Origin of the sequence: Hymenobacter nivis, assembly GCF_003149515.1 — a bacterium.
Lineage (GTDB): Bacteria > Bacteroidota > Bacteroidia > Cytophagales > Hymenobacteraceae > Hymenobacter > Hymenobacter nivis.
On sequence record NZ_CP029145.1, the window covers coordinates 4369651 to 4391595 of the forward strand.

26 protein-coding genes and 1 pseudogene are annotated in these 21945 nt (G+C 63.0%); 17 read left to right on the plus strand and 10 right to left on the minus strand.

All coding sequences use genetic code 11. The features are described 5' to 3' along the window. Window positions 1–4: 4 nt before the first annotated feature. Window positions 5–1438 (minus strand): mercuric reductase, encoded by a 1434-nt coding sequence (locus DDQ68_RS19415; RefSeq protein ID WP_109658525.1) that lies wholly within the window; start codon window positions 1436–1438, stop codon window positions 5–7. An 84-nt stretch (window positions 1439–1522) separates the two neighbouring features. Here DDQ68_RS19415 and DDQ68_RS19420 point away from each other — a divergent pair, with 84 nt between their 5' ends. Next, window positions 1523–2296, plus strand: coding sequence for a hypothetical protein (locus DDQ68_RS19420; protein WP_109657781.1), 774 nt, complete (start codon window positions 1523–1525; stop codon window positions 2294–2296). A 136-nt stretch (window positions 2297–2432) separates the two neighbouring features. Beyond that, on the plus strand, window positions 2433–2864 hold the full coding sequence (locus tag DDQ68_RS19425) for an organic hydroperoxide resistance protein (protein ID WP_109657782.1): 432 nt from the start codon (window positions 2433–2435) through the stop codon (window positions 2862–2864). Window positions 2865–2940: 76 nt separating this feature from the next. On the opposite strand, the gene DDQ68_RS19430 is transcribed toward DDQ68_RS19425, so the two are convergent. Both DDQ68_RS19430 and sucD read right to left on the minus strand, forming a co-directional pair. After that, on the minus strand, window positions 2941–4146 hold the full coding sequence (locus tag DDQ68_RS19430; protein WP_109657783.1) for a hypothetical protein: 1206 nt from the start codon (window positions 4144–4146) through the stop codon (window positions 2941–2943). A gap of 102 nt (window positions 4147–4248) precedes the next feature. Then, the gene (sucD, locus tag DDQ68_RS19435) at window positions 4249–5130 is read right to left on the minus strand and encodes a succinate--CoA ligase subunit alpha (protein WP_109657784.1); all 882 of its coding nucleotides are present in this window, start codon (window positions 5128–5130) and stop codon (window positions 4249–4251) included. 182 nt (window positions 5131–5312) lie between these two features. Here sucD and DDQ68_RS19440 point away from each other — a divergent pair. Beyond that, window positions 5313–6287: pseudogene (locus DDQ68_RS19440) on the plus strand (PLP-dependent cysteine synthase family protein); the annotation flags it as partial. A 111-nt stretch (window positions 6288–6398) separates the two neighbouring features. Continuing rightward, window positions 6399–6800 carry a response regulator gene (locus DDQ68_RS19445; protein WP_109657786.1) on the plus strand — a complete coding sequence of 134 codons (402 nt, stop codon included), beginning with the start codon at window positions 6399–6401 and terminating at the stop codon, window positions 6798–6800. A gap of 69 nt (window positions 6801–6869) precedes the next feature. Here the strand turns inward: DDQ68_RS19445 and ade are convergent, their stop codons facing one another. Next, a complete protein-coding gene (gene ade, locus DDQ68_RS19450) occupies window positions 6870–8528 on the minus strand; it encodes an adenine deaminase (protein WP_109657787.1) in 1659 nt (552 codons plus the stop codon). A gap of 91 nt (window positions 8529–8619) precedes the next feature. Here ade and DDQ68_RS23115 point away from each other — a divergent pair, with 91 nt between their 5' ends. From DDQ68_RS23115 to DDQ68_RS19470, 5 genes are all read left to right on the plus strand, one after another. Then, window positions 8620–8769: a hypothetical protein gene (locus DDQ68_RS23115; protein ID WP_162550260.1), complete on the plus strand. Its 150-nt coding sequence runs from the start codon at window positions 8620–8622 to the stop codon at window positions 8767–8769. A gap of 24 nt (window positions 8770–8793) precedes the next feature. Continuing rightward, complete coding sequence (locus tag DDQ68_RS19455) at window positions 8794–9459, plus strand: hypothetical protein (protein WP_109657788.1); 666 nt, start codon at window positions 8794–8796, stop codon at window positions 9457–9459. A 22-nt stretch (window positions 9460–9481) separates the two neighbouring features. Then, on the plus strand, window positions 9482–9889 hold the full coding sequence (locus DDQ68_RS19460) for a hypothetical protein (RefSeq protein ID WP_109657789.1): 408 nt from the start codon (window positions 9482–9484) through the stop codon (window positions 9887–9889). Window positions 9890–9921: 32 nt separating this feature from the next. Continuing rightward, entirely contained in the window at window positions 9922–10614 is a 693-nt protein-coding gene (cmk, locus tag DDQ68_RS19465) for a (d)CMP kinase (protein ID WP_109657790.1), read from the plus strand. 100 nt (window positions 10615–10714) lie between these two features. Next, complete coding sequence (locus DDQ68_RS19470; protein ID WP_109657791.1) at window positions 10715–11596, plus strand: 4-hydroxy-3-methylbut-2-enyl diphosphate reductase; 882 nt, start codon at window positions 10715–10717, stop codon at window positions 11594–11596. A gap of 12 nt (window positions 11597–11608) precedes the next feature. Here DDQ68_RS19470 and DDQ68_RS19475 read toward each other — a convergent pair whose 3' ends face one another. Together DDQ68_RS19475 and DDQ68_RS24325 are read right to left on the minus strand one after the other, a co-directional pair. Next, window positions 11609–12157 (minus strand): O-acetyl-ADP-ribose deacetylase, encoded by a 549-nt coding sequence (locus tag DDQ68_RS19475; protein ID WP_245897117.1) that lies wholly within the window; start codon window positions 12155–12157, stop codon window positions 11609–11611. Between the two features lie 27 nt (window positions 12158–12184). Beyond that, window positions 12185–12316 (minus strand): hypothetical protein, encoded by a 132-nt coding sequence (locus DDQ68_RS24325; RefSeq protein WP_281271048.1) that lies wholly within the window; start codon window positions 12314–12316, stop codon window positions 12185–12187. Between the two features lie 32 nt (window positions 12317–12348). On the opposite strand from DDQ68_RS24325, the gene DDQ68_RS19480 reads away from it, so the two are divergent. From DDQ68_RS19480 to DDQ68_RS19510, 7 genes are all read left to right on the plus strand, one after another. Beyond that, window positions 12349–12633 (plus strand): 2TM domain-containing protein, encoded by a 285-nt coding sequence (locus tag DDQ68_RS19480; RefSeq protein ID WP_109657792.1) that lies wholly within the window; start codon window positions 12349–12351, stop codon window positions 12631–12633. Between the two features lie 152 nt (window positions 12634–12785). Beyond that, on the plus strand, window positions 12786–13265 hold the full coding sequence (locus DDQ68_RS19485) for an ATP-dependent zinc protease family protein (protein WP_109657793.1): 480 nt from the start codon (window positions 12786–12788) through the stop codon (window positions 13263–13265). A gap of 126 nt (window positions 13266–13391) precedes the next feature. Further along, window positions 13392–14330, plus strand: a complete 939-nt coding sequence (gene rimK / locus DDQ68_RS19490; RefSeq protein ID WP_109657794.1) for a 30S ribosomal protein S6--L-glutamate ligase — start codon at window positions 13392–13394, stop codon at window positions 14328–14330. A 23-nt stretch (window positions 14331–14353) separates the two neighbouring features. Then, window positions 14354–15310 (plus strand): succinylglutamate desuccinylase/aspartoacylase family protein, encoded by a 957-nt coding sequence (locus DDQ68_RS19495; RefSeq protein ID WP_109657795.1) that lies wholly within the window; start codon window positions 14354–14356, stop codon window positions 15308–15310. Between the two features lie 45 nt (window positions 15311–15355). Then, window positions 15356–16021 (plus strand): OmpH/Skp family outer membrane protein, encoded by a 666-nt coding sequence (locus DDQ68_RS19500; RefSeq protein WP_109657796.1) that lies wholly within the window; start codon window positions 15356–15358, stop codon window positions 16019–16021. A gap of 271 nt (window positions 16022–16292) precedes the next feature. Continuing rightward, window positions 16293–17405: an IS4 family transposase gene (locus DDQ68_RS19505; RefSeq protein ID WP_162549735.1), complete on the plus strand. Its 1113-nt coding sequence runs from the start codon at window positions 16293–16295 to the stop codon at window positions 17403–17405. Between the two features lie 232 nt (window positions 17406–17637). Next, window positions 17638–17937, plus strand: coding sequence for a hypothetical protein (locus DDQ68_RS19510; RefSeq protein ID WP_211320180.1), 300 nt, complete (start codon window positions 17638–17640; stop codon window positions 17935–17937). Window positions 17938–18252: 315 nt separating this feature from the next. On the opposite strand, the gene DDQ68_RS19515 is transcribed toward DDQ68_RS19510, so the two are convergent. From DDQ68_RS19515 to DDQ68_RS19530, 4 genes are all read right to left on the minus strand, one after another. Then, window positions 18253–18897, minus strand: coding sequence for an NAD-dependent epimerase/dehydratase family protein (locus tag DDQ68_RS19515; protein ID WP_109657797.1), 645 nt, complete (start codon window positions 18895–18897; stop codon window positions 18253–18255). A 115-nt stretch (window positions 18898–19012) separates the two neighbouring features. Further along, window positions 19013–19351 (minus strand): hypothetical protein, encoded by a 339-nt coding sequence (locus DDQ68_RS19520; RefSeq protein WP_109657798.1) that lies wholly within the window; start codon window positions 19349–19351, stop codon window positions 19013–19015. 24 nt (window positions 19352–19375) lie between these two features. After that, window positions 19376–19687, minus strand: coding sequence for a hypothetical protein (locus tag DDQ68_RS19525; RefSeq protein WP_109657799.1), 312 nt, complete (start codon window positions 19685–19687; stop codon window positions 19376–19378). A gap of 674 nt (window positions 19688–20361) precedes the next feature. Then, the gene (locus DDQ68_RS19530) at window positions 20362–21192 is read right to left on the minus strand and encodes a CvfB family protein (protein WP_109657800.1); all 831 of its coding nucleotides are present in this window, start codon (window positions 21190–21192) and stop codon (window positions 20362–20364) included. Between the two features lie 195 nt (window positions 21193–21387). Between DDQ68_RS19530 and DDQ68_RS19535 the strand changes: the two genes are divergently transcribed. Then, window positions 21388–21849 carry an energy transducer TonB gene (locus tag DDQ68_RS19535; RefSeq protein ID WP_109657801.1) on the plus strand — a complete coding sequence of 154 codons (462 nt, stop codon included), beginning with the start codon at window positions 21388–21390 and terminating at the stop codon, window positions 21847–21849. Window positions 21850–21945: the final 96 nt, after the last annotated feature.

Consider the following 21945-nt stretch of genomic DNA (forward strand, 5'->3'; position numbering starts at 1 on the left):
GCGCTTACTTCTCCGCCTTTATTTTTGCCTCCTTGAGGTCGCGGAACACGTTATTGAGCGATTCGGCCCAGGTGGGGTGAGCGAACACCATTTCCTGCAACACCTGGTACCGGAGGCGGCCGGCCATGGCAATTTCGATCATGGCCATGACTTCGGCCGCTGCGGCCCCCACGATGCAGGCCCCGAGCAGGCGGTCGTCGGGGCCCACCAGCACCTTCCAGAAGCCCACTTTTTCGCCGGTTTGCTGGGCGCGGCCGGTGCTTGATACCGGCATGACGGCCACCCGGTAGGGCTGCTTTTTCTCCTGCGCCTGGCCTTCGCTGAGGCCAATGCGGGCCACCTGGGGCTCGGTGAAAATGCAGTAGGGCAGGGGCCGCTGCCTGGCCGAGCGCCGCTTGCCGTGCAAAAGGGCATCGCGCACGATGCGGTAGTCGTCGTAGGAAAGGTGCGTGAACTGGGGCCCCCCGTGCACGTCGCCCAGCGCATACACGCCGCGCACGTTGGTTTGCAGGTAGTCGTTGACTTGCACATAGCCCTGCTCGTCGGTTTTGATGCCGGCGAAGTCCAGGCCCAGGTCGCCGGTGTTGGGCGTGCGGCCGGTGGCCACCAGCATGTGGGTGCCGCGGATGCGCCGCTCGCCCTCCGCGGTGTGGGCCGTGAGGGTAATGTGGCCGTCGGGGCCCTGGCTGACGCGGCGCACCTCGGCGCCCAGCACAAACTCCACACCGTCGGCGCCGAGGCCGGTTTGCAGCGCCTTGCACACGTCATCGTCTTCGCGCTCCAGCAGTTGGGTGCCTTGTTCAACGATGGTGACGCGGCTGCCGAAGCGCCGGAACATCTGGCTGAATTCCAGGCCGATGTAGCCGCCGCCCAGGATGATGAGGTGCTCGGGTAGCTCGTCAATGTCGAGCAGCTGGGTGGTGGTCAGGTACTTCACTTCGGCCAGGCCCGGCACGTTGGGCACGGCCGCGTGGGTGCCCGTGTTGATGAAAATGAGGGGGGCGGTAAGGTCCTGGTACTCGTGGGGGGCGCCATCGGGCACCATGCGCACCGTGCGGGGCCCCGTGAAGGCCGCGTGGCCGTGCAGCACTGTCACGCCCACTTCGGGCGCGGTGAGATTTTCGGCGAGGCCGGCGCGCAGCTTGGCCAGCAGCGCATTTTTGCGGGCCATAGCGGCGGCCAGGCCCACCTTTAGTTCGGCGGCGCCCGGCACGGACGGGGCGGCCACTTCGGGGGCCGTGCGCAGTTGGTGCAGGCGGTTGGCGGCGGCTAGCAGGGTTTTGGTGGGGATGCAGCCGTAGTTGATGCAGGAGCCCCCGAGCTGCGCTTTTTCGATGAGGGCGACCCGGCGGCCGGCTTTTGCCAGGGCCGTGGCGAGGGGGTTGCCGGCCTGGCCAGAACCGATAATGAGGACGTCGTATTTAATAGAAGCGGGCATAAACGGAAGAATTTGCTTTGGCATACGGGCCGGGGCCCCGGAAGGGCGGAGTGGGCAAGAAATCCTTACCTTCGCCGTTGAGGTATGGTGCCCCCCCAGAAGCTATTTCGTTTCCTGCTGACTGCCCTGGTGCGGGGTGGTGTGCCCGCGGCCGCTGCGGGCCTGGTCGGCTGCACGTCGCTCTACTTTCCGCCGCCGCCGCACGTGCCGCTGCTCACCCAAAAAAGCGAGTTTTACGGCAGCGTCAGCACCAACCTGCAAAACAATTTTGCCTTCCAGGGGGCCTATGCTTTTGCCGACCACCTGGCGGCGGCGGGCACGTTCTCGTCGCTGCACCGCTCGAAGGGCGACAAAACGGAAAACTTCGACTTCGCTGAGGCTAGCGTGGGCTACTTCACCCGCCTGCCCGACAAGCGCGTGCTCGAGGTGTACGCTGGCGTGGGCGGCGGTAGCACCGACCGCACCGAGCGCAACGCCGAGCAGCTCACCACCCGCCGCCTCGAAGGCAGCCTGAGCAAGGTGTTCGTGCAGGTGAACTACGCCAGTAAGAAGAAGCACAGCGTGCATATCGGCCACCACGACTTCCCGCTGAGCTACGGCACGGCCCTGCGCCTGAGCTATGTGCAGCTCAACAACTTCCGCATCGATGGGCAGGGCCAGGCCCCCATCGGCAACGTTATTTTCGAGCCCATCACCTTCACGCGGGTGCAGCTGGCAGGGCCCTTCCAGCTCCAACTGATGAGCGGCCAGGCCATCGGCTTCCATCCCAACGCCTACCTGAAGGCCGCCAATTCGGTGTTTCAGCTAGGCCTGATTATTGGCCTGGGGGGTAGCAACTCCTGGAAGCCGGGCCAGTAGGGATTAATTTAAAATTTAATAGAGTTGAAAATCAGCGGGTTGTTGCAAATTGTTAAATTTAGTTGTGCACAATTAAACATCAGGCAATCATAGCGAGTTAATCATCCAAATTCACTACTTCTTAATTCTAAACACCATGAGCATTCAGCGTTTATACACGGCCCGCGCCAAAGCCACTGGTGGCCGCGACGGCCGCGCCGTTTCGTCCGACAACGTTATAGACCTGCCTCTGAGCACCCCCAAGGAGATGGGCGGCGCCGGCCTGGCCGGCAGCACCAACCCCGAGCAGCTCTTCGCCGCCGGCTACGCCGCCTGCTTCGACGGGGCCCTGAACCTGGTGGCCCGCCTGGAGAAAACCCCCATCACCGGCAGCACCGTGGCGGCCGATGTGAGCTTCGGCAAAGACGGCGAGAACTACGGCATCGCCGTGGACTTGGCCGTGAACATCCCCAACATGGACCAGGCCCAGGCCGAAGCCCTCGTGGCCAAAGCCCACCAGGTGTGCCCCTACTCGCGCGCCACCCGCGGCAACATCGAGGTGAACCTGACCACGACGACCAACGCCTAAGTTTTCAGGACAGGATTGCAAGAGTAGGGGCCCCGGCGCAATGTGCAGGGGCCCCTATTGCGCTGGTATCAAAGCGTCACTTTGGCTGGCTATCGAAAAACTTATTCAACGGGCGCTTGAATAGGCCGTTGGTTGTGCCTAAATACACGGTGTCGCCGAGTTGCGCGAGGTCGGAAAAATTAGCGTACCCTATGCCGTCGTTCTTCAACTCGCGTAGCTTGATGGTGTTGGCATTTAGCCACCGCAGGGTGTAAAGGCTGTTGGTGATGATGCCGTGGGTAATGCCCACCAGGCTATCGCCCACCGGGTAAAAAGTTGAAAGATTGAGCGCCGAGTTGAAGCCATCAATGCGCTGCCAGCTTGCACAGTCGTTGGCCGAAGTCCAGATGGTGCCACCGTTCTGCATGGCGTAGACGACGCCCTTCCACTTGAAAACCGCAGTAGGATTTACCGGACCGGTGACTTGGGTAAACGTGCCGTTTACTTGCTGGAAAGAGCCATCTTGGTTAATTTTGAATAAGCCAAAGTTGGCGCACCACACCAAAAAATAGTCGTCGACGGCCCAGAAGGACTTGAAGCTGGATTGGCTACGGTCGGCGGTAGGGACGCGAATGAGCTGCGAGGTTATCTGCGTTGTGCCGGTTGGGCTTAGGCCAAAGGAGGTGATGCCGACGGTGGCCGTATTTACGAGTTTGGTTAGCACCAAGTGGAAGGCGTTCTCTTGTGTATTGGTAGAGTAGCCGCACAGCAAATAATTGTTACGGTTGATGACCCCAAATGGAAACCGCGAACCAAGCAAGAAATTTTCGAACCGCGTGGCCGTGGGGTCAAGGCCTTTCAGGTGCAGCCGGGTACCAATGTCGAGGAATTTGGTTGGGTAAATGGTTAGCACTGTATCAGAACTGACGTCGCCATAGCCGTTTGGGTTGGCGTAGAAGTTCGCGTTCATCGGCACGGCGTTGCGTAGGTCCCACGGCAGCGGGTCGAACCCCCAGGTGCGCGATAACGTGTGGCCAAAGCCCGTGTAGTAGCCATTGACGGCCTTCTCAGCGGAACCCGCAATGGGCGAAAGCACCTCAAAGTTTCCCGTTTCCTGCAAGTTGAGGGTATTCGTTCCGGGCAGTACCTGCATCACGTTGCGCTGGGAATTGATGAGGTGCTTAACCTCGGCCCAGCTGTATTGCTTGTCCACCTCCTGCACCACAACCGTTTCCACCTCCTTGTGGCAGGCCGAGCCGGCGAGCAACGTACTCACGATGAAATAGTAACCAAGTTTGCGCATAGGGAAAGGATGGGGAAGATGAGCGGATGGCTAAAAATAGCGAGCAATAAAAAAACCCCGACGAAAATCGAGGTTTTTTAGCAAATAATAAGGAAAACGTTACTACTTCCCGCCCAGCACGCGCAGCATGGTGTCGCCAATTTCGGCGGGCGAATCCACGACGTGGATGCCGCACTCGCGCATGATGGCCATTTTGGCGGCGGCGGTATCGTCGGCTCCGCCCACGATGGCGCCGGCGTGGCCCATGCGGCGGCCGGGGGGCGCGGTTTGGCCGGCGATGAAGCCCACGACGGGCTTCTTGTTGCCGGTTTCTTTGATCCAGCGGGCGGCTTCGGCTTCCATGCCGCCGCCGATTTCGCCAATCATCACAATGCCTTCGGTGTCGGGGTCGTTCATCAGCATTTCCACCGCTTGCTTGGTGGTGGTGCCGATGATGGGGTCGCCGCCGATGCCGATGGCGGTGGTCTGGCCCAGGCCGGCCTTGGTAAGCTGGTCAACGGCTTCGTAGGTCAGCGTGCCTGACTTGCTGACGATGCCCACGCGGCCTTTCTGGAAGATGAAGCCGGGCATGATGCCCACTTTGCACTCGCCGGCGGTCATCACGCCGGGGCAGTTCGGCCCGATCATCGTGATTTCGGGGCGGTCCTTCAGGTAGTGCTTCACGGCAATCATGTCCTTGGTCGGGATGCCCTCGGTGATGGTCACGATGACCTTGATGCCGGCCTGGGCGGCTTCTAGGATGGCGTCGGCGGCGAAGGCTGGGGGCACGAAGATAATGCTGGTGTCGGCCTGGGTGGCGGCTACGGCGTCGGCCACGGTGTTGAACACCGGCAGGTCGAGGTGCTGGGTGCCGCCCTTGCCCGGCGTCACGCCGCCCACCACGTGGGTGCCGTAGTCAATCATTTGCCCGGCGTGGAACGAGCCCTCGGAGCCGGTGAAGCCCTGCACGATAACCTTGGAGTTTTTATTGACCAGAACGCTCATTCTTGGGGGGTTGGGGGATGAAAACGATGGGGGAGGGGTGGCCTGCGCCGCCGCAAAAGTAGGGCTAATTCGGTGGGTGGTGCTACATAAAAATAGGGGCCCTGGGGTCCGCTCGCCCGGCCCGGCGCCCCGGGGCCCTGCCCGAATGCCGTACCTTTACCGCTTCCTACCCAACGTTGGCTATGCATTACAACCACATCATCGAGGCCGTCGGCCACACCCCGCTCGTCCGGCTCAACAAAGTTACCGAAGGCATTAAAGGCACCGTGCTGGCCAAAGTCGAGTACTTCAACCCTGGCAACTCGGTGAAGGACCGCATGGCCATTCGCATGGTGGAGGACGCTGAAAAGGCCGGCCTGCTCAAGCCCGGCGGCACCATCATCGAGGGCACGAGTGGCAACACGGGCCTGGGCCTGGCGCTGGTCGCCATCGCCAAAGGCTACAAAACCATCTTCGTGATGAGCGACAAGCAGAGCAAAGAGAAGCAGGACATCCTGCGCGCCGTGGGAGCCCAAGTGGTTGTCTGTCCTGTCGACGTAGCTCCCGACGACCCGCGCTCCTACTATTCAGTTGCCCGCCGCCTCAACCAGGAAACGCCCAACTCCTTCTACCCCAACCAGTACGACAACCTCTCGAACACCGCCGCCCACTACGAGCACACGGGCCCCGAAATCTGGGCCGGCACCGAGGGCCAGATTACCCACTGGGCGGCTGGCGTGGGCACGGGCGGCACCATCTGCGGCGTGAGTAAGTACCTCAAGGAGCAGAACCCCGGCGTGTTCACGCTCGGCATCGATACTTATGGCTCGGTGTTCAAGAAGTACAAGGAAACCGGCATTTTCGACCCCAACGAAATCTATCCTTATAAAACGGAGGGCATCGGCGAAGATATTTTGCCGAAAAACGTGAATTTCGACGTGATTGACCAGTTCATCAAAGTCACCGACAAGGACGCCGCCCTGATGACGCGCCGCCTGGCCAAGGAAGAAGGCCTGTTTGTGGGCTGGAGCTGCGGCTCGGCCGTATCCGGGGCCCTGGCCTACGCCCGCGAGCACTTAAAGGAAACCGATATGATGGTGGTGGTACTGCCCGACCACGGCACCCGCTACCTGGGCAAAATCTACAACGACGACTGGATGCAGGCCCAGGGCTGGCTGTAGGGCCCTCTACGCTAATATTATTTATCGTTTCGTCCTACTGTTGGGGTTGCGGGTGTTGCGGCCGCCGCGTAATTTCGTGCGTTCTTGTTCAATAATAACGATCAGGCTATGTCCAGCCCTCTAAACCACATCGTACTAGTGGACGATAACGAAACCACCAGTTTCCTGAACAACCGCCTGCTGGGGCGGCTGGCCGTGGCCGAGCAGGTGACGACTTACACCCGCGCCGACGAGGCCTTTGCCAAGCTGTGGGCCGACGGGGCCCCGGCACCCGACTTGGTATTTGTGGACTTGAAAATGCCCGGCGTGTCGGGCTTCGAGTTCCTGAAAATGTACAGCAAGCTGCCCGAGCCCGTGCAGAACAAAACGGTGCTGGCCGTGCTCACCACCTCCATGCACCAGGCCGATACCGCCCGCGTGGCCGAGTACCCCAACGTGGAATACCTCACCAAACCCCTGACCGGGGAGAAGATGCAAAAGCTACTGGACAAACGTTTCCAGCAAGCCTAACCGAGATTTGCCCGAAAAGTAAAAAGCCGCCGGATACATCATCCGGCGGCTTTTTTGCGCCCGAATCACTCAGGCTACGGCGTCGACGAACCGGAACGCTTCGCCGTCGAACAAGCCCTTGTCGCTCAGCTTCAGGCTGGGAATGACGAGCAGGGCCATGAAGGAAAGCGTCATGAACGGGGCCCCCAGCGGCGAGCCCAGCCGCTTGGCGAAGGCGTCGAGGGCGGCGTAGGCGGCCGCTACATCAGCTCCCGGCTGGTCCGACATGAGGCCGGCCACAGGCAGCGGCAGCAGCAGCTCTTCGCCGCCGGGGCCCACCGCCGCCAGCCCGCCCCGGGCCCCAATGACGAGGTTGACGGCCCGTGCCAAGCTGGCGTCGTCGCAGCCCACGGCCGTGATGTTGTGCGAGTCGTGGCCCACGCTGCTGGCCAGGGCCCCGCCCGCCAGCCCGAAGCCTTTGATGAAGGCCATGGCTGGCGGCACGTGCGCCTGGTAGCGGTTCACCACGGCCAGCTTGAGCACGTCACGCGCCGGGTCGGCCACAATTTCGCCGTTTTCTATCAGCGCCGGCAAGTCGAGCCGGGCCGTGACGAGCTGCCCATCGAAGCACTCGATAACGCGCAGCGTGGGGGCCCTGGCGGCCGGCGCGGGCACCCGAAAATCAGCCGCCTGCACAGGCTGGGCGTGGAAGTTATTGGCTGCCGCAATGGGCGCTGCGGGCAGTAGGGACTGGCCATTTTCGGCCACCAGTTGGCCGTCGAGGTATGTCTTTTGCACCCGGAAATCGGTCAAGTTGTCGACCACGATGAAGTCGGCCGGGTCGCCCACGCGCAGCAGGCCCACGGGTAATTTGTAATGTTGCACGGGGTTCACGCAGGCCACTTGCAGCACGTCGAACACGTTGTTGCCCAGGGCTAAGGCCCGGCGTACTAGCTGGTCGATGTGGCCGAGCACGAGCGTGTCGGGGTGCTTGTCGTCGGAGCAGAACATGAGGTGCGGGAAGTGCTCGGGCAGCAACTCGATGAGGGCGTCGAAGTTGCGGGCCGCTGAGCCCTCGCGGATCAGGATTTTCATGCCCACAGCCAGCTTGTCGCGGGCCTCGGCGGCGGTGAAGCACTCGTGGTCGGTGGCGATGCCGGCGCTGGCGTACTGGGCGGCGTCAGGGCCGCGCAGGCCGGGTGCATGGCCATCCACGGGCCGGCCGGCTGTCTGGGCCAGGGTAATTTTCTCCATCACGCCGGGGTCGCGGTTGAGTACGCCGGGCCAGTTCATCATCTCGGCTAAGTAACCGATTTTCGGGTTCTCGAACAGCCGGGCAATGTCGGCCGCCGTGATTTCGGCCCCTGCCGTTTCGAACGGCGTGGCCGGTACGCAGCTGGGGGCCCCAAAGCAAAACTTGAACGGCGACGCGGCTGCGTTGTCCAGCATGTACTGCACGCCGGCCACCCCCAGCACGTTGCCGATTTCGTGGGGATCGGACACGGTGGCGACGGTGCCGTGGGCCACCGCCAGGCGCGCAAACTCGCTGGGTACCAGCAGGGAGCTTTCCACGTGCACGTGCGCATCCACGAAGCCGGGCAGGGCGTAGGGCAGGGCCGCGTCGGGGCCCGGGGCCCCGGTGGGCACCACGGCGGCAATGCGCCCGCCGGCCACCTGAATGGTGGCGGGGCGCACGGTGCGGGCAAACACGTCGACGACGTTGGCGAGCAAAGAAAAATCAGCGGACATGGGCGGAACGGACGGGCCGGGCAATGGGGTTCGGACTGGCAAAGAACCTTATATTTGGCTAAACAAGCCGTTATTCTAACTCCGTATTCCTGTGAAAAAGATTATTGTCTTTGCGCTGCTGGCCCCGCTGCTGCTGGCCAGCGGCGGCTGCGCCCGCCAAAGCTCCATGCAGAAGAAAACCAGCTGGTATAAGCACCACAAATCGGGCAAGCACGTGCCCTGCCCTTGCGAGGGACATTAATTTTCCATTATACACTGCTTCTGCGTGAATAAACTTTACTGCTCATTCGCGCTGGTTGGCGGCGCGGCCCTGCTGGGGGCCCCAGCGGCCCAGGCGCAACTAGCGGGGGCCATCACCGGGTTGATTATTGGCGGCGTTTCCAAGAGCCAGAACCAGTTCCGGGGCCCCGGCGAGTTTTATCGCAAAGGCACGTTTCAGTTGGCTAACGGTACGTGGCAACCGGGACGGTTTTACTACGATTGGCAAAACCTGTACATCGCCGACCCCCAGAGCAAGAGCAAAAAAGCCCCGCCCCAGCGCTGCGCCGTGGATAGCCTGCGTGGATTCGCTTTCGGTACCGATACTTTCTGCATCGTGCACCGCTTCACGGTGCCCAAAACTGGTGAGTGCGTCCGCAGCAGCTTTGCGCGGCGGCTATACCGGGCCGGGGCCATTCAGGTGGTGGCATACACTGACTACCTCACGGGCCTGCGTTCCGCCAGAACGTACAGCTTACTCTGCCGCCCCGATACCACTATTGTGCTGCCCACCAACCCCCAGGAGCTGCGGCGTGTGTTGGCTTTCGTAGTGGCCGACTCGCCCTCACTACTCGCGCAACTGCAACGCGTGCAGGGTATTCAACCCGAAGAACTCAAGCCGTTCATCGAAACGTACGGCCGCTGGAAAGCCGCTCCCGCCGCCGTTAAATAAAGCTGCGCTAGTCACCGAAAATATGCCCGACCAACCCGCCCCCAACCCCGTGCCCGCCCTCGAAGCGGCGGCCGAAGCCGTGCGCCAGCAGCTGGGCCTGGCCGGCTTCGACGCTGCGGGCGTGGCCCGGCTCGACCACTTCATCACGGCGCAGCGGGGTCAGGTGGCGGCCGGCCAGCGGGCGGGCGTGGTGCAGGCATTTGGCTGCTACCTGGGCGAGTGCCTGGTGCAAGTGCACGGCGGTGAATGGGCGGCCGGGCCCGACGGCAGCACTGGCGTGGGCCTGGCCGGCCGACTTTTTTTCAACCCCTTTTATTTAGTTAGTCAGCAGCTGGATAGGGGCGATGCAGCGTCAGTAGCCGCGTTTTTCGCGTCGGTGCCCGGGCGGCTGGGGGCCCCGGCAGCCGGGCGTAAGCGCTGGATTTCGTAACCTTGCGGGGCCAATGGCCAACCGCTTCGCATATGAAACAGCTCGTCATCGCCATTGATGGTTACTCCTCGTGCGGCAAAAGCACCACCGCCAAAGCGGTGGCCCACCTGCTGCACTACGCCTACGTCGACACCGGCGCCATGTACCGGGGCGTCACGCTCCACCTACTGGAGCACGGCATTGCTTTCGACGACCTGCCCGCCGTGGAGCAGGTACTCAAAGACCTCACCATCAGCTTCCGGCGCCACCCCCAGACGGGGCGCAACGAGCTATTTCTGGACGGTGCGAACCGCGAGGACGACATCCGCCAGATGCGGATTTCGAATTCCGTGAGCGAGGTATCGGTCATCCCGCAGGTGCGCCACGCCCTGGTGGCCCAGCAGCAGCGCATGGGCCGCAAGCGCGGCGTGGTGATGGATGGCCGCGACATTGGTACCACCGTGTTCCCTGATGCCGAGGTGAAGGTTTTTATGACCGCTGATATGGAGCTGCGCGCCCGTCGCCGCCAAATGGAGCTAGCCGACAAAGACGAGCACGTGCCCCTGGCCGACATCATCGACAACCTGCGCAAGCGCGACCACATCGACTCGACCCGCGCCGAAAGCCCCCTGCGCCGCGCCACCGACGCCGTGCTGCTCGACACGACTCACATCACCATCAGCGAGCAGGTCGATTTCGTGATTGACCAGGTATTCTCGGCCCTGTTTGCGGCCAGCCGGGGGTAGCGCGGCGGCTTTTGGCACGGTTGCGGCTAGGGCCGAGGCCTCGGCGTACTTTTGCCGCGGGCCAGAACCCTATCCAACTATACCGTGTTTTATAAGCGCTATGCAAGTCACGATTGATAAGAATTCCGGTTATTGTTTCGGCGTCGAGTTTGCCATTCAGATGGCCGAGGACGAATTGGCGCACGAGGAAACCTTGTACTGCCTCGGCGACATTGTGCACAACCGCATGGAGGTGGAGCGCCTGCACCAGCGCGGCCTGTGTATTATCGACCGTGAGCAACTGGCTGATCTGCACGACTGTAAGGTGCTCATCCGAGCCCACGGCGAGCCGCCCGAAACCTACGCGCTGGCTCTGCGCAACAACCTGGAGCTCATCGACGCCTCGTGCCCGGTGGTACTCAAGCTGCAAAACCGCGTCAAGCACGCCTTCGACCTGAGCCAGCGCCAGGACGGCCAGATTGTGATTTACGGCCAGCCTGGCCACGCCGAGGTGGCTGGGCTCACGGGCCAAACCGGCAACCGCGCCATCATCGTGATGACGGAGGCCGACCTCGACCAGATTGACTTCGCCCGGCCCGTCACGCTTTTCAGCCAAACCACCAAGAGCACGGCCGGTTTCTACAAAATGAAGGGCCTGATAGAGGCCCGCATCGCCGCCGCCGGTGGGGCCTTGGAAAGCTTCGACGCCAACGACAGCATTTGCCGGCAGGTGAGTAACCGCGAGCCGCAGCTGGCCAAATTCGCCACGCTCCACGACGTCATCATTTTCGTGAGCGGCCGCAAAAGCTCCAACGGCAAGGCCCTGTTTTCGGTAGTGCAGCAGTTCAACGCACGCAGCTACTTTGTCGAAAACGAGACTGAGCTGGAGGACGAGTGGTTTGCCGGTGCCCAATCGGTGGGCATCTGCGGCGCCACCAGCACCCCGCTCTGGCTGATGCAGCAAGTGCAGGCGCGCATCGAAGCCGTGGGCGAGCTGGTATAGGGCCCCGGGGCCCTAAATCTCAGCTAGCGCTTGCTCGTAAATCCGCCGGCTCTCATCGTCAAACACCACGAACGTGACCGTGGTCGGTACCGTGTGGGTCCCCAGCCACTGCCGCACCTCGCGTACGGCTACGGCCGCCGCCGCGGGTTTGGGATAGCCGTAAATGCCGGTGCTAATGCCCGGGAAAGCCAGGGTTTTCAGGTTATTCTCAGTGGCCAGGCGTAGGCTGTTGCGGTAGCAGCTGGCCAATAGTTCGGGCTCGCCCTTGTGGCCGCTGTTCCATTCAGGGCCCACTGTATGGATGACGTGCGCTGCTGGCAGCCGTCCCCCGCTAGTGATTACGGCTTCACCGGCAGGCAAGCCTTGCGGGTACCGCGTGGCCCGAATCTGTTGGCACTCTTCCAGAATTTTGGCCCCCCCGGCGCTGTGAATGGCGCCGTCGACCCCGCCACCGCCGAGCAGGCTGGAGTTGGCAGCGTTGACGATGGCCGCTACGGGCTGGCGGGTGATGTCGCCCTGCACGAGGCGAATGCGGGCGGTAAGGTCGGGAAGAGTAGGCACGGGCAGAAGGAGCAAGCTGGAAAGGAGCTAACGAAAATCCCGCCCAAAAAGCTGCCGGGCCCGCGCTTCGGTGGCGGTTTCGGGCGCTTGGTCCACCGAAGCCGACGCTTCGGCCACAAGCAATTGCAGGCCCCGGGGCCCCGGGATAGTTTTGAGCATCAAATTCATCCACCGCTTTACCCCCGCCGCCCATGGAACTCCAAGCCCGCGACCCCTACCTGTGGCAGAAAGCCAAGGCCCGTACCAAATTTCAATCGCACCTGCTCATCTACGGCCTTGTGAACGGCAGCTTGTGGCTGCTGTGGGCCCTCACGCCCCAGGGCAGCGAGCTGCTGCCCTGGCCCATCTGGACGACGGCTTTCTGGGGCTTCGGGCTCCTGACGCAGGGCCTGGCCGTCTACGCCGGCCACAGCCGCTCCAAGCGCACCCAGCGCGAGTACGACCGCCTACTGCGCGACCAGCAAGGCTCTTATTGAGTTGCTCGTTGCTGGTTTCTAAGGTATTATGCAGAAATCACCACCGCCGTAGCCTCACGGGACCCCTACGGGGCTCCGGCGACAACAACTAACCCTCGCGCAAAACGCCTTTCCGCTGCCGGAAGGGCGTTTTGCGTTCTACCTTCGCCGGCATGAAAACCCGCCCCGCCAAGCGCACCCTGGGCCGGCGCGAGCTGGTTGATTTCCCAGCCTTTGCCCTGCTCGGCGTGGAAGCCAAGGTGGACACCGGCGCCTATACCAGCGCTCTGCATTGCACCGGCGTGCACGAGGCCCCGGGCCCCGCCGGGGCCCCCGTGCTGCGCGGCCGCCTGCACGACCCCGACCACCCCGGCTCCGACGGCCGGGCCCTGGAATTTGCCGAGTTCACGCGGCGCGGCATCCGCTCGTCCAACGGTGAGGTGCAGGAGCGCTACGTCATCGAGGCCGTAGTGCGGCTTTATGGCAAGGATTTTTGGGTGGAATTTTCGCTCTCCGACCGCTCCGACATGAAGTACCCAGTATTGCTGGGTCGCAGCCTGTTGCGCCAGGGCCGCTTCGTAGTCGACGTGGCCCGGCGTAACCTTTCGCACAAAGCGGCCGTTCGAGCGGCTGCCCGCCGGGCGGCGACATAGCCCGGGTCCAACCGTAAATTTGGGGCGGGGCTGGCCAAGTCGGCGCACCGCTTGTTTAGGGCCCCGGGGCCCGCTTGTGGCCGCCGCTCCTCCCCGTTTTCTGCCCGCACCCTCACCCTCCGACCAATGAAACTGGCCATTCTATCGCGGGAACCCAAATCGTACTCGACCCAGCGCCTGGTGGCCGCCGCCATTGCCCGCGGCCACGACGCCGTGGTCGTCGACCATCTTCAGTGCAACCTGGTGCTGGAGAAAGGCCACCCCGGCATCATTTACCAGGGCGAGCCGCTAGCGCATTTCGACGCCATCGTGCCGCGCATTGGGGCCTCGGTCACGTTCTACGGCACAGCCGTGGTGCGGCAGTTCGAGATGATGAAGGTGCGCACCGCCGTGGATAGCCAGGCCATTGTACGCTCGCGCGATAAGCTGCGCTCGATGCAGATTTTGAGCCGCGCCGGCCTGGGCATGCCCAAAACGGCGTTCACCAACTTCTCGCAGGACGTGCCCGCCATGATCGAGCAAGTGGGCGGGGCCCCCGTCATCATCAAGCTGCTCGAAGGTACCCAGGGCCTGGGCGTGGTGCTGGCCGAGAGCGTGAAAGCCGCCCAATCCGTTATTGAAGCCTTCCATAACCTCAAGGCGCGCATCATTGTGCAGGAGTTCATTGCCGAGAGCAAAGGCGCTGACCTGCGGGCCTTTGTAGTAGACGGCGAAGTGGTGGGGGCCATGAAGCGCCAGGGCAAGGAGGGCGAGTTCCGCTCGAACCTGCACCGCGGCGGCACCGGCATCCTGATGAAGCTGAGCCGCGCCGAAAAGGCCGCCGCCCTGTTGGCCGCCAAGGCCCTGGGCCTGGGTATTGCCGGCGTCGACATGCTGCAAAGCAAGCGGGGGCCCCTGGTGCTCGAAGTGAACTCTTCGCCCGGCCTGGAGGGCATCGAGAAGGCCACGCAGCTTGATATTGCCGGCCGCATCATCGACTACACGGCCGCGCTGGCGGCCAAAAAACGGAGCAAGGGCAAGGCTAAAAAGGCCACCGACGTCCATCCCGACGTCCCCGCCGCCTAGGGCCCCGGCGCTACCTTTGCCCGATGCCCCCGCTCGATCCCATCTACCTCAACGACCTCACCATCATGCCCGGCGAGCGGGTGCTGACGCGGCTGGTGATTTCGCGCCTGCCCTCGGGCACCCTCATCGACGTGCCGGTGCACGTGCTGCGCTCGGCCGTGCCGGGCCCCGTGCTGCTGCTGATGGGCGGCATGCACGGCGACGAGGTGAACGGCATCGAAACCATCCGGCGTATGCTGCGGCGCGACTTGCTGCGCCCCACCTGCGGCACCATCATCGCCATCCCCATTTTCAACATCTACGGGTTCCTGAATTTTAGCCGCGAAGTGCCCGACGGCAAGGACGTGAACCGCTCGTTTCCGGGCTCGCCGCGCGGCTCGCTGGCCAGCCGGGTGGCCCACCGCTTCATGCGCGAAATCATGCCCCTCATCGACTACGGCATTGATTTCCATACCGGCGGCGCGGCCCGGGCCAACCACCCGCAAGTGCGCTGCGAGCTGGAAGTTGATCCGGTAACCGACGCGCTGGCCGCCGCCTTCGGGGCCCCGTTCACGCTGCACGCGGCCCTGCGGCCGGGCTCGCTGCGCGAGGCAGCGCACCGCCTAAGCAAGCGCATTATCGTGTACGAAACCGGCGAGAGCCTGCGCATCGACGACGCTGGGGTGGAAGTGGCCGTGGCCGGCACTCTGCGCGTGCTGCACCACTTGGGCATGGGCGCCGCCGCGCCGCCGCCCGCGCAGGCCGGCGTGGTGTGCCGCCGCCACACCTGGCTGCGGGCGCGGTTTGCGGGCCTGTGGCGCTCGCTGGTGCAAAACGGCGACTTCGTGCAAAAAGGCCAGGTGTACGGCTCCGTGGCCGACCCCTACGGCGAGCGCACCGTGCGGCTCGAATCGCCGGTGAGCGGCTTCGTGGTGGGCCTCAACTACATGCCCATCGTGAACCAAGGCGATGCCCTGGTTCACATTGGCTTGCCGGCGTGAGGGGCCCCGGCCGTACTTTTGTGCATCGTTTCACTTTCTGTTTCAATGAAAAACCCGCTCCAACTGGCGTTTAACGCCGTGCTGCTCGTGGCCGTGGCTGTGCTGTACTTCCTGCACTTCCGCCAGCCCGCCGCCCCGGCCGTGGCCGTCGCGCCCGCCGCCGCCGAAACTGCCGCCGCCCCGGCCGACACCACCGCCCTGGCCGAGCAGCCCGTGACGCCGCCCACCGTGCCCGCCGCCGAAGCCGCCGCTAACGCCGATCAGATTGCCTACATCGAGTCGGCCAAGCTGCTCGACGGCTACCAGGGCATGAAGGACGCCCGCCGCTCGTTTGAGGTGAAGGCTAAGGGCTGGGAGCGCCAGAACCAGGTGCTGGTCACTAACTTCCGCACCGCTGTGGAGGCCTACCAGAAGCAGGCCCCCAGCCTCACGCCCGAGCAACGCGCCGCCGCCGAGCAGAAGCTACAAGCCCAGCAGCAGCAGTCGGGCGAGCAGCAGCAGAAGCTGCAAGCCCTGGCCCAGGAAGAAGAAGGCAAGCTCACGCAGCGCGTGCTGGGCAGCGTCAACAAAAAAGTGGAGGCCTATGGCAAAGCCCACGGCTACAAGCTCATCCTGGTGGCCTCTCCCAGCGGTACCATCGCCTACGGCCGCAAAGACCTCGACCTCACCACGCCCGTGCTCGCCTACCTCAACCAGACGTACAAGAAGTAACCCGGCTGGCTTCGGTCAGTAAAAGTGGCGCGCCCCAGGGTGCGCCACTTTTTTTGGGTCTGGCTCATAAAAAAAGTCTGTCAGGGGCCCATTAAACCCCGACCGATGGGGGGGTTCTAACCGGGTACTCTACCCTACGATTTTTCAACTATTTGCTATTCAGGTTTTTGAGGCCTTATAACAGCCTCTACGGCGTGTTTGCAGGGTTTTTTTGCTAAACGGGGCGGGCCGACCTTTGTGGTTCCAACGCCAACAAAGCCCTTCCCGCCCCGTGAAGCAACGCCTCATCGCCAAAATTACGACCGTTTTACAGCTGGTGCCCCTGGTGGGCCACCTCTCGCGGCAGAAGTTCATCGCCCAGTTCGTTATCGGCCTGATAAAGAGCCGCAACGTGCACTTCTGCGAAGTCGCCCAGCACCTGAACGACGCGGTCAAACCGGCCTCGAACGAAACCCGGATTCAGCACTTCTTTCGCACCGTGCAACCCGACTACCTGGCCCTGGCCCGTCTGGTAATCGCCTTATTACCGGCCACGGGCAAGCTGCGCCTGTGCCTGGACCGCACCGAATGGGACTTTGGCCGGTGCCAGGTCAACATCCTGCTCGTCACCGTGGGCTGCGGGGCGTGGCACGTACCGCTCTACTGGGAATTGCTCGACAACCGCAGCGGCAACTCCAACGCCGCCCAGCGCATCGCCGTGCTCGAAGCCTGCGTGGCCCTGCTGGGCCGCGAACGCATCGGGCTGGTGCTCGGGGACCGCGAGTTCGTCGGTCATATGTGGCTGAAGTGGCTCAAAGACAACGGCTTGAATTTTGTCATGCGCCTGCCCAAGCACCACTTGCTGACCGCTGAAAGCGGGAGCCGTCGCGCCATTGCCGACCTGGGCCTGAGCGTGGGGCAGGTCCGGCGTTTCGCCCAGGTGCAGGTCGATGGCGTGTGGGGGCAAGCCTGGGTCAAAGCGCTCGAAGGCGGGGAGTTCCTCTTTCTCTTTGGCACGTCCGGCCTGACGTCACTGGGGCAATTCTACGCGAAGCGCTGGACCATCGAACAGTGTTTTCAGAACCTGAAAGGCAGGGGATTTAACCTGGAAAACAGCCACTTGCGCTGCCACGACAAGCTGCGCAAACTCGTCGCCCTGGTCAGCCTGGCCTACGCGTTTTGCCTGAGTGTGGGACAGGCGGCGGACCGGCGCAAGCCACTCGCGCACAAAAACCACGGCTATCGCGCCACGAGTTTGAGCCGCCACGGCTTGAATATCGTTCGCCAACTCACCCGCCCCGAAACGGATGCATCAACCAAGGTAGCCCGAATGGTCGAAACCCTATTCGATTGGCTAATCAGGCAAATTACTCTGTATCAAATACCTGTGGAAATCGTAGGGTAGAGTACTAACCGGGTACAACTTGGTATTTTATTTGCAAAATTATTTGTCATCCGTTCTTCTTTCGACTTCTAAACCAAGCGCTTCAGCGCACTTATACTCGTCACGAAGTAGGGTGCGGGGCTTATCCCCGCCCGTCGTTGAACGAAAGCTGACTGAACCGTTCAACGACGGGCGGGGGCAAGCCCCGCACCCTACTTCGTTTTCGCATTCCACTTCGTGAGCAGTATATCCCATGCGTATCAAGTCCATGATATTTGTTTCGGCGCTGTTCCTGTTGCTGCTGAGCAGCGGCGTGGCTTCGGCCCAGGTCCGGGTAGGCGTTTTCATCGGCGGCGGCTACTATCCGCGGCCGTACTACCAGCCCCGCTACTACGCGCCGCGCCCGGTATGGGTGGCCCCGCCGGTGTACTACGCGCCGCCTGTGCCCGTGGTGTACCCGGCCCCCTACTACGCCCGCCCCTACTACGCGCCGCGCCCTTACTACGGGCCCCGGTACCCATACCGCGGTGGCTACTACGGCCGGCGCTACTAGGGCCCTTGTCCGTTTATTAAGCTGTAAAAGAAAAGTCCTGACCGCACTGGTCTTGTCCTTACCCAAATCTTTTGCTGGCTTCTTGGAAGTAGCGTACGCGCCTTTTTTCGCTGGCTAACACCACTCAAAAAGCCGCAATCTGGGCAAGCACTCGTCTAAAAAATCCCTTCCGGCCGCATAGCCGAAAGGGATTTTGAGTTTTGGGTAAGGACAAGCCGCACTGGTTGGGGCTTTTCTTTTAAGATGATTTCCGGGTTTGCGCCACGACACAGTTTTTGGTGCAGTGCGCCGGGCGGGGGGGGCGGGGGGGCAGCGCTACGCGCCGGCGGGCTCGTGCACCCGCAGGCCGGTGGCATCGGTGTGAGCGGCGCGCAGCATGGCGGCGGCCACCGCGGCGGCGGCCACGGGCCGGTATTTGGCCCAGCTGCCGCGCAGCAGGGGCCCCGCCAGGGCCAGCGCCGTGGCGCCAATTCGCTCGCCCAAACGCGGGTGGGCGCGCCGGCCCAGCAGCAGCGATGGCCGGAAAATGTGTAGTGCCCGGAAGGGTAGGGGCCCCACGGCGGCTTCCATCTCGCCCTTTACTTGGCTGTAGTACACGCGGCTATTGGCGTCAGCCCCGAGGCTCGACACCACTAGGAACTGGCTGGTGAAGTTACTGGCCGCCAGCGCCGCCAGCTGCACCACGTACAAGAAATCAACCTTGTGAAAGGCTTCCTTCGAGCCGGCCTGCTGGCGCGTGGTACCGAGGCAGCAGTACACGTCGTCGGCGATGAGCTGGAGGCGGTGGCTTTCCAGCTCGCTCAGTTCCGTAACGACCTGCACCAGCTTGGGGTGGGCCAGGGCCACGGGCCGCCGCCCCACCACCACCACTTTGGCGTAGCGGGCGTCGGCGAGCAGCAGTGGCAGCAGGGCCGCGCCGATGAGGCCGGTGGCCCCGGCCAGGAGGGCAGTTTTTTGCATGGTGTGGGGGCCTGCCAAGCGGGAAGTAGCCGCCCGGGGCCCCGGGCAGTGTACGCAAGCTGGCTGAAATAGCTACTTGCCCTGCATGGCCGGCCAGAACGCCCGTGCCGCTGGGCTAGGCCTCGCCCCAGGGCTGCCGTGGCACGCCTGGCTGCGCGTCGAGCGGGCCACGCGGCAGCTTGCCACGGCCGTTGAACCAGTCCTTGCCCGGCGCGTCGGGGTTGTACGCCACCAGGCAAGAACCGTCGCGCACGATAACGGCGTCGGTGCCCGCATTGGGATTGAGCAGGGGCGTTTTGAACAGCTGCCCCCAGGTATTTCCGCCGAACGCTGGCAGGGGGTGATGGAAATGGCTTACCAGGCTTGGCGCGGGTCCGTCGATTTTTGCAGGGGCACCCGCCAGCGGCCGGAGGGTGGCTAGCTTACCGAAACCAGTGGGCAGGGTCCCCAGCAACGCAACGGGCGCGCCGCCGCTGCCCTAGCCGGGGGGGAGGGGCAGCGGCTGGGCCACCTCGTCGCGCAGCGCGGGCAGTAGGGCGGCCGCTGCAAAATCGGCCTGGTAGTGGGCGCGGCACTGCGGGCAGCTCACCCACTCGCCAAGCTCAAAGAGTACCTCTTCGAACTCGACGTGCGAGGCGCTGTGGGCCTTGCACACGAGCATGGGCTGGTGGCCAAAGCTCAAGCTGCTGCACACGGCGGGGTAGTGGTGCGCGGGGTCGTTGTGGTGAAGGTGCGTGCCGTGCGCCGGGCTTAGCAGCAGGGTACTGCGGGTGATTAGTGGTGGAGGCATAGGGTAGGAAATGAGGAGCCTAAGCTACTCAAGAAGCGCAATATTTCAAAGGCCCGCGGGTGGCTTTTTAGCGCCTCACCACACGTTTGGTTACTGCGCGTTAGAACTATGCAATTAATTGCTGCGCAAGTGATAACCCCTGGGTATACTGCCTGGGTTGAGCCGCTGCTACCGGGCAAAAGCACTGCCGCTGCCCGGCGCGGTAGCCGGGGTCCTGGCCGCTGCCAACCCCCGGCTACGCCAAGCGTGTTATCAGTCAAGCCACACCGCACCAACGAGTTGGAGCGTAAGGCGCCGGCGCCACAGGGCAGTGGCGCGCATCCGGTAGGGCAAAGCAGGCGATGACTGACCTCAATGCAATGCGCGCCCCCGCTGGGGTTCCGGGAACGGCCGCCCCGTAGTTGAGCCGATTACCTACTGGCCGTGGATTGCCAGCCCCTGAGCCGCTTGGCCATGCCCCACGTGCATGCGGCGGAGCAGCCCACCGGGCCCCCGGCCGGGCCGGCCTGAAAAGCAAGTGCCAACACCCGCTCCTGCACTGGCCTTGGCCGGCGCAGGGGCGGGTACTACGCTAAATAGCTATGCGAAAGCAAATGGGTCGCTAAATGTTTATAGTTGCTTGGTAGGCAGTGATTTGTGGCTTTCCTGGTAGCCGTAAACTGGCAACCTGTAACTCAGGTGCGCAGGCGGGTTTCGAGCGGGGCCAGCTCCACGGCGCCTTGCTTGAAGAGGGCCCCCAGGGCTTTTTTGAAGATTTTTTTGCTCATGCCCACGCGGCGGTACACGTCGTCGGCCTCGCTCTTGTCGCCGATGGGCAGCGCGCCGCTGGGGGCGGCGCGCAGGGCCGCCAGCAACGTGGCCGCGGCAGTTTCGACCTCGCCGTAGCCCTCGCGCTGGAGGCGCACGTCGAGCTTGCCATCGGCCCGCACCTGGCGCAGGAAGCCCGGAATGGTTTCGCCGAGCCGCAGGGGCCGGAATACCTCGTTGTGGAACAGCAGGCCCTGGTGCGTGCCGTCGACGATGACGGGGTAGCCCAGGTCGGTTTCGTCGGCTACCATCAGGCGCACGGCGTCGCCGGGCTGCCCGGGGAAGGGCGCGTTTGACAAGAACTTCTTCCACTTGGCCGAGGCCACCAGCCGGTCGCTTTCCTCGTCCAAATATACGAACACGAACACCCGCTCGCCCACGCGCAGGTCGCGGCGCTGGTTGGGGAAGGGCAGGAGCAGGTCTTTCTCCAGGCCCCACTCTAGGAACGAGCCGGCGGGGCCGTGGTCGCGCACGGTGAGCGCGGCGAAGGAATTGACCAGCGCCAGCGGCCGCAGGGTGGTGGCAATCAGGCGGTCTTCCGAGTCGCGGTACACGAATACGCGCAGCACATCACCCACCCGGGTGCCCTCGGGGATGTACTTGTTGGGCAGCAGCAAGTCGCCGTCGTCGGAAGTGAGATAGAGGCCGACGCTGGTTTCGCGGGCCACTTCGAGGTCGTTGTAATCGCCGAGGTTCATAAGAAAAGCAAAAGAGCCGGGGGCGAGGCCCGCCGGAACTGCAAAGCTACGGCCGTCACAAGTGCAATTTTCTAAGACCAAAATAGACAATAAAAAAATTAATATTTCACTTGCTTTTTTAATCGTAAAGCCCTGTATATTTGGACATAGGCGGTTTAAATCAGATCAAGTTATTCACTACAAAATACTATTAACATGAAAATTTTTACGCAATTTCTGTTTCTGGTAGCCTTGCTGCTGGTGGGCGCGGGGCGGGTGCAAGCCCAGGGCATTCTGACGACCGGCGCGCACGCCGGCGGCGGCGACGTGCTGTCCCCGGCGTCCGTCGTATCGCCCGACTCCATTTACGTTAATACCGACAGCCGCCCCGCTTTTGCTGGCGGCGACGTGGCGCTGACGATGTACCTCACCAAAAATATCCGCTACCCCGAAGCCGCAATGCGGCAGCACGTGTCGGGCCGGGTGTACGTGTCGTTTGTACTAAACCGCGAAGGCCGCGTGACCGACGCCCACGTGGTGCGGGGCCCCGGCTGCGGCCTCAACGAGGAGGCCCTGCGCCTAGTGTGGCTGATGCCCAACTGGGCCCCCGCCCGCCAGCAGGGGCAGGCCGTGCGCGTGGCCTGCACCATCCCCATCAACTTCGACACGCAGCACTGATCTACTGTAGGCAGCTGGTAGCCAGCTTAGTACGGTCTGGGGCCAATAATTGAATTGGCCCTGCCCCAGCAAAAGCTGTGGGCAATTCTTCACGAA

Bases quoted from the DNA above. Each gene is read 5' to 3' on its own strand.
- DDQ68_RS19415 (WP_109658525.1), bottom strand. From the start codon at position 1,438: ATGCCCGCTTCTATTAAATACGACGTCCTCATTATCGGTTCTGGCCAG.
- DDQ68_RS19420 (WP_109657781.1), top strand. From the start codon at position 1,523: ATGGTGCCCCCCCAGAAGCTATTTCGTTTCCTGCTGACTGCCCTGGTG.
- DDQ68_RS19425 (WP_109657782.1), top strand. From the start codon at position 2,433: ATGAGCATTCAGCGTTTATACACGGCCCGCGCCAAAGCCACTGGTGGC.
- DDQ68_RS19430 (WP_109657783.1), bottom strand. From the start codon at position 4,146: ATGCGCAAACTTGGTTACTATTTCATCGTGAGTACGTTGCTCGCCGGC.
- sucD (WP_109657784.1), bottom strand. From the start codon at position 5,130: ATGAGCGTTCTGGTCAATAAAAACTCCAAGGTTATCGTGCAGGGCTTC.
- DDQ68_RS19445 (WP_109657786.1), top strand. From the start codon at position 6,399: ATGTCCAGCCCTCTAAACCACATCGTACTAGTGGACGATAACGAAACC.
- ade (WP_109657787.1), bottom strand. From the start codon at position 8,528: ATGTCCGCTGATTTTTCTTTGCTCGCCAACGTCGTCGACGTGTTTGCC.
- DDQ68_RS19460 (WP_109657789.1), top strand. From the start codon at position 9,482: ATGCCCGACCAACCCGCCCCCAACCCCGTGCCCGCCCTCGAAGCGGCG.
- cmk (WP_109657790.1), top strand. From the start codon at position 9,922: ATGAAACAGCTCGTCATCGCCATTGATGGTTACTCCTCGTGCGGCAAA.
- DDQ68_RS19470 (WP_109657791.1), top strand. From the start codon at position 10,715: ATGCAAGTCACGATTGATAAGAATTCCGGTTATTGTTTCGGCGTCGAG.
- DDQ68_RS24325 (WP_281271048.1), bottom strand. From the start codon at position 12,316: ATGCTCAAAACTATCCCGGGGCCCCGGGGCCTGCAATTGCTTGTGGCC.
- DDQ68_RS19480 (WP_109657792.1), top strand. From the start codon at position 12,349: ATGGAACTCCAAGCCCGCGACCCCTACCTGTGGCAGAAAGCCAAGGCC.
- DDQ68_RS19485 (WP_109657793.1), top strand. From the start codon at position 12,786: ATGAAAACCCGCCCCGCCAAGCGCACCCTGGGCCGGCGCGAGCTGGTT.
- rimK (WP_109657794.1), top strand. From the start codon at position 13,392: ATGAAACTGGCCATTCTATCGCGGGAACCCAAATCGTACTCGACCCAG.
- DDQ68_RS19495 (WP_109657795.1), top strand. From the start codon at position 14,354: ATGCCCCCGCTCGATCCCATCTACCTCAACGACCTCACCATCATGCCC.
- DDQ68_RS19500 (WP_109657796.1), top strand. From the start codon at position 15,356: ATGAAAAACCCGCTCCAACTGGCGTTTAACGCCGTGCTGCTCGTGGCC.
- DDQ68_RS19510 (WP_211320180.1), top strand. From the start codon at position 17,638: ATGCGTATCAAGTCCATGATATTTGTTTCGGCGCTGTTCCTGTTGCTG.
- DDQ68_RS19515 (WP_109657797.1), bottom strand. From the start codon at position 18,897: ATGCAAAAAACTGCCCTCCTGGCCGGGGCCACCGGCCTCATCGGCGCG.
- DDQ68_RS19525 (WP_109657799.1), bottom strand. From the start codon at position 19,687: ATGCCTCCACCACTAATCACCCGCAGTACCCTGCTGCTAAGCCCGGCG.
- DDQ68_RS19530 (WP_109657800.1), bottom strand. From the start codon at position 21,192: ATGAACCTCGGCGATTACAACGACCTCGAAGTGGCCCGCGAAACCAGC.
- DDQ68_RS19535 (WP_109657801.1), top strand. From the start codon at position 21,388: ATGAAAATTTTTACGCAATTTCTGTTTCTGGTAGCCTTGCTGCTGGTG.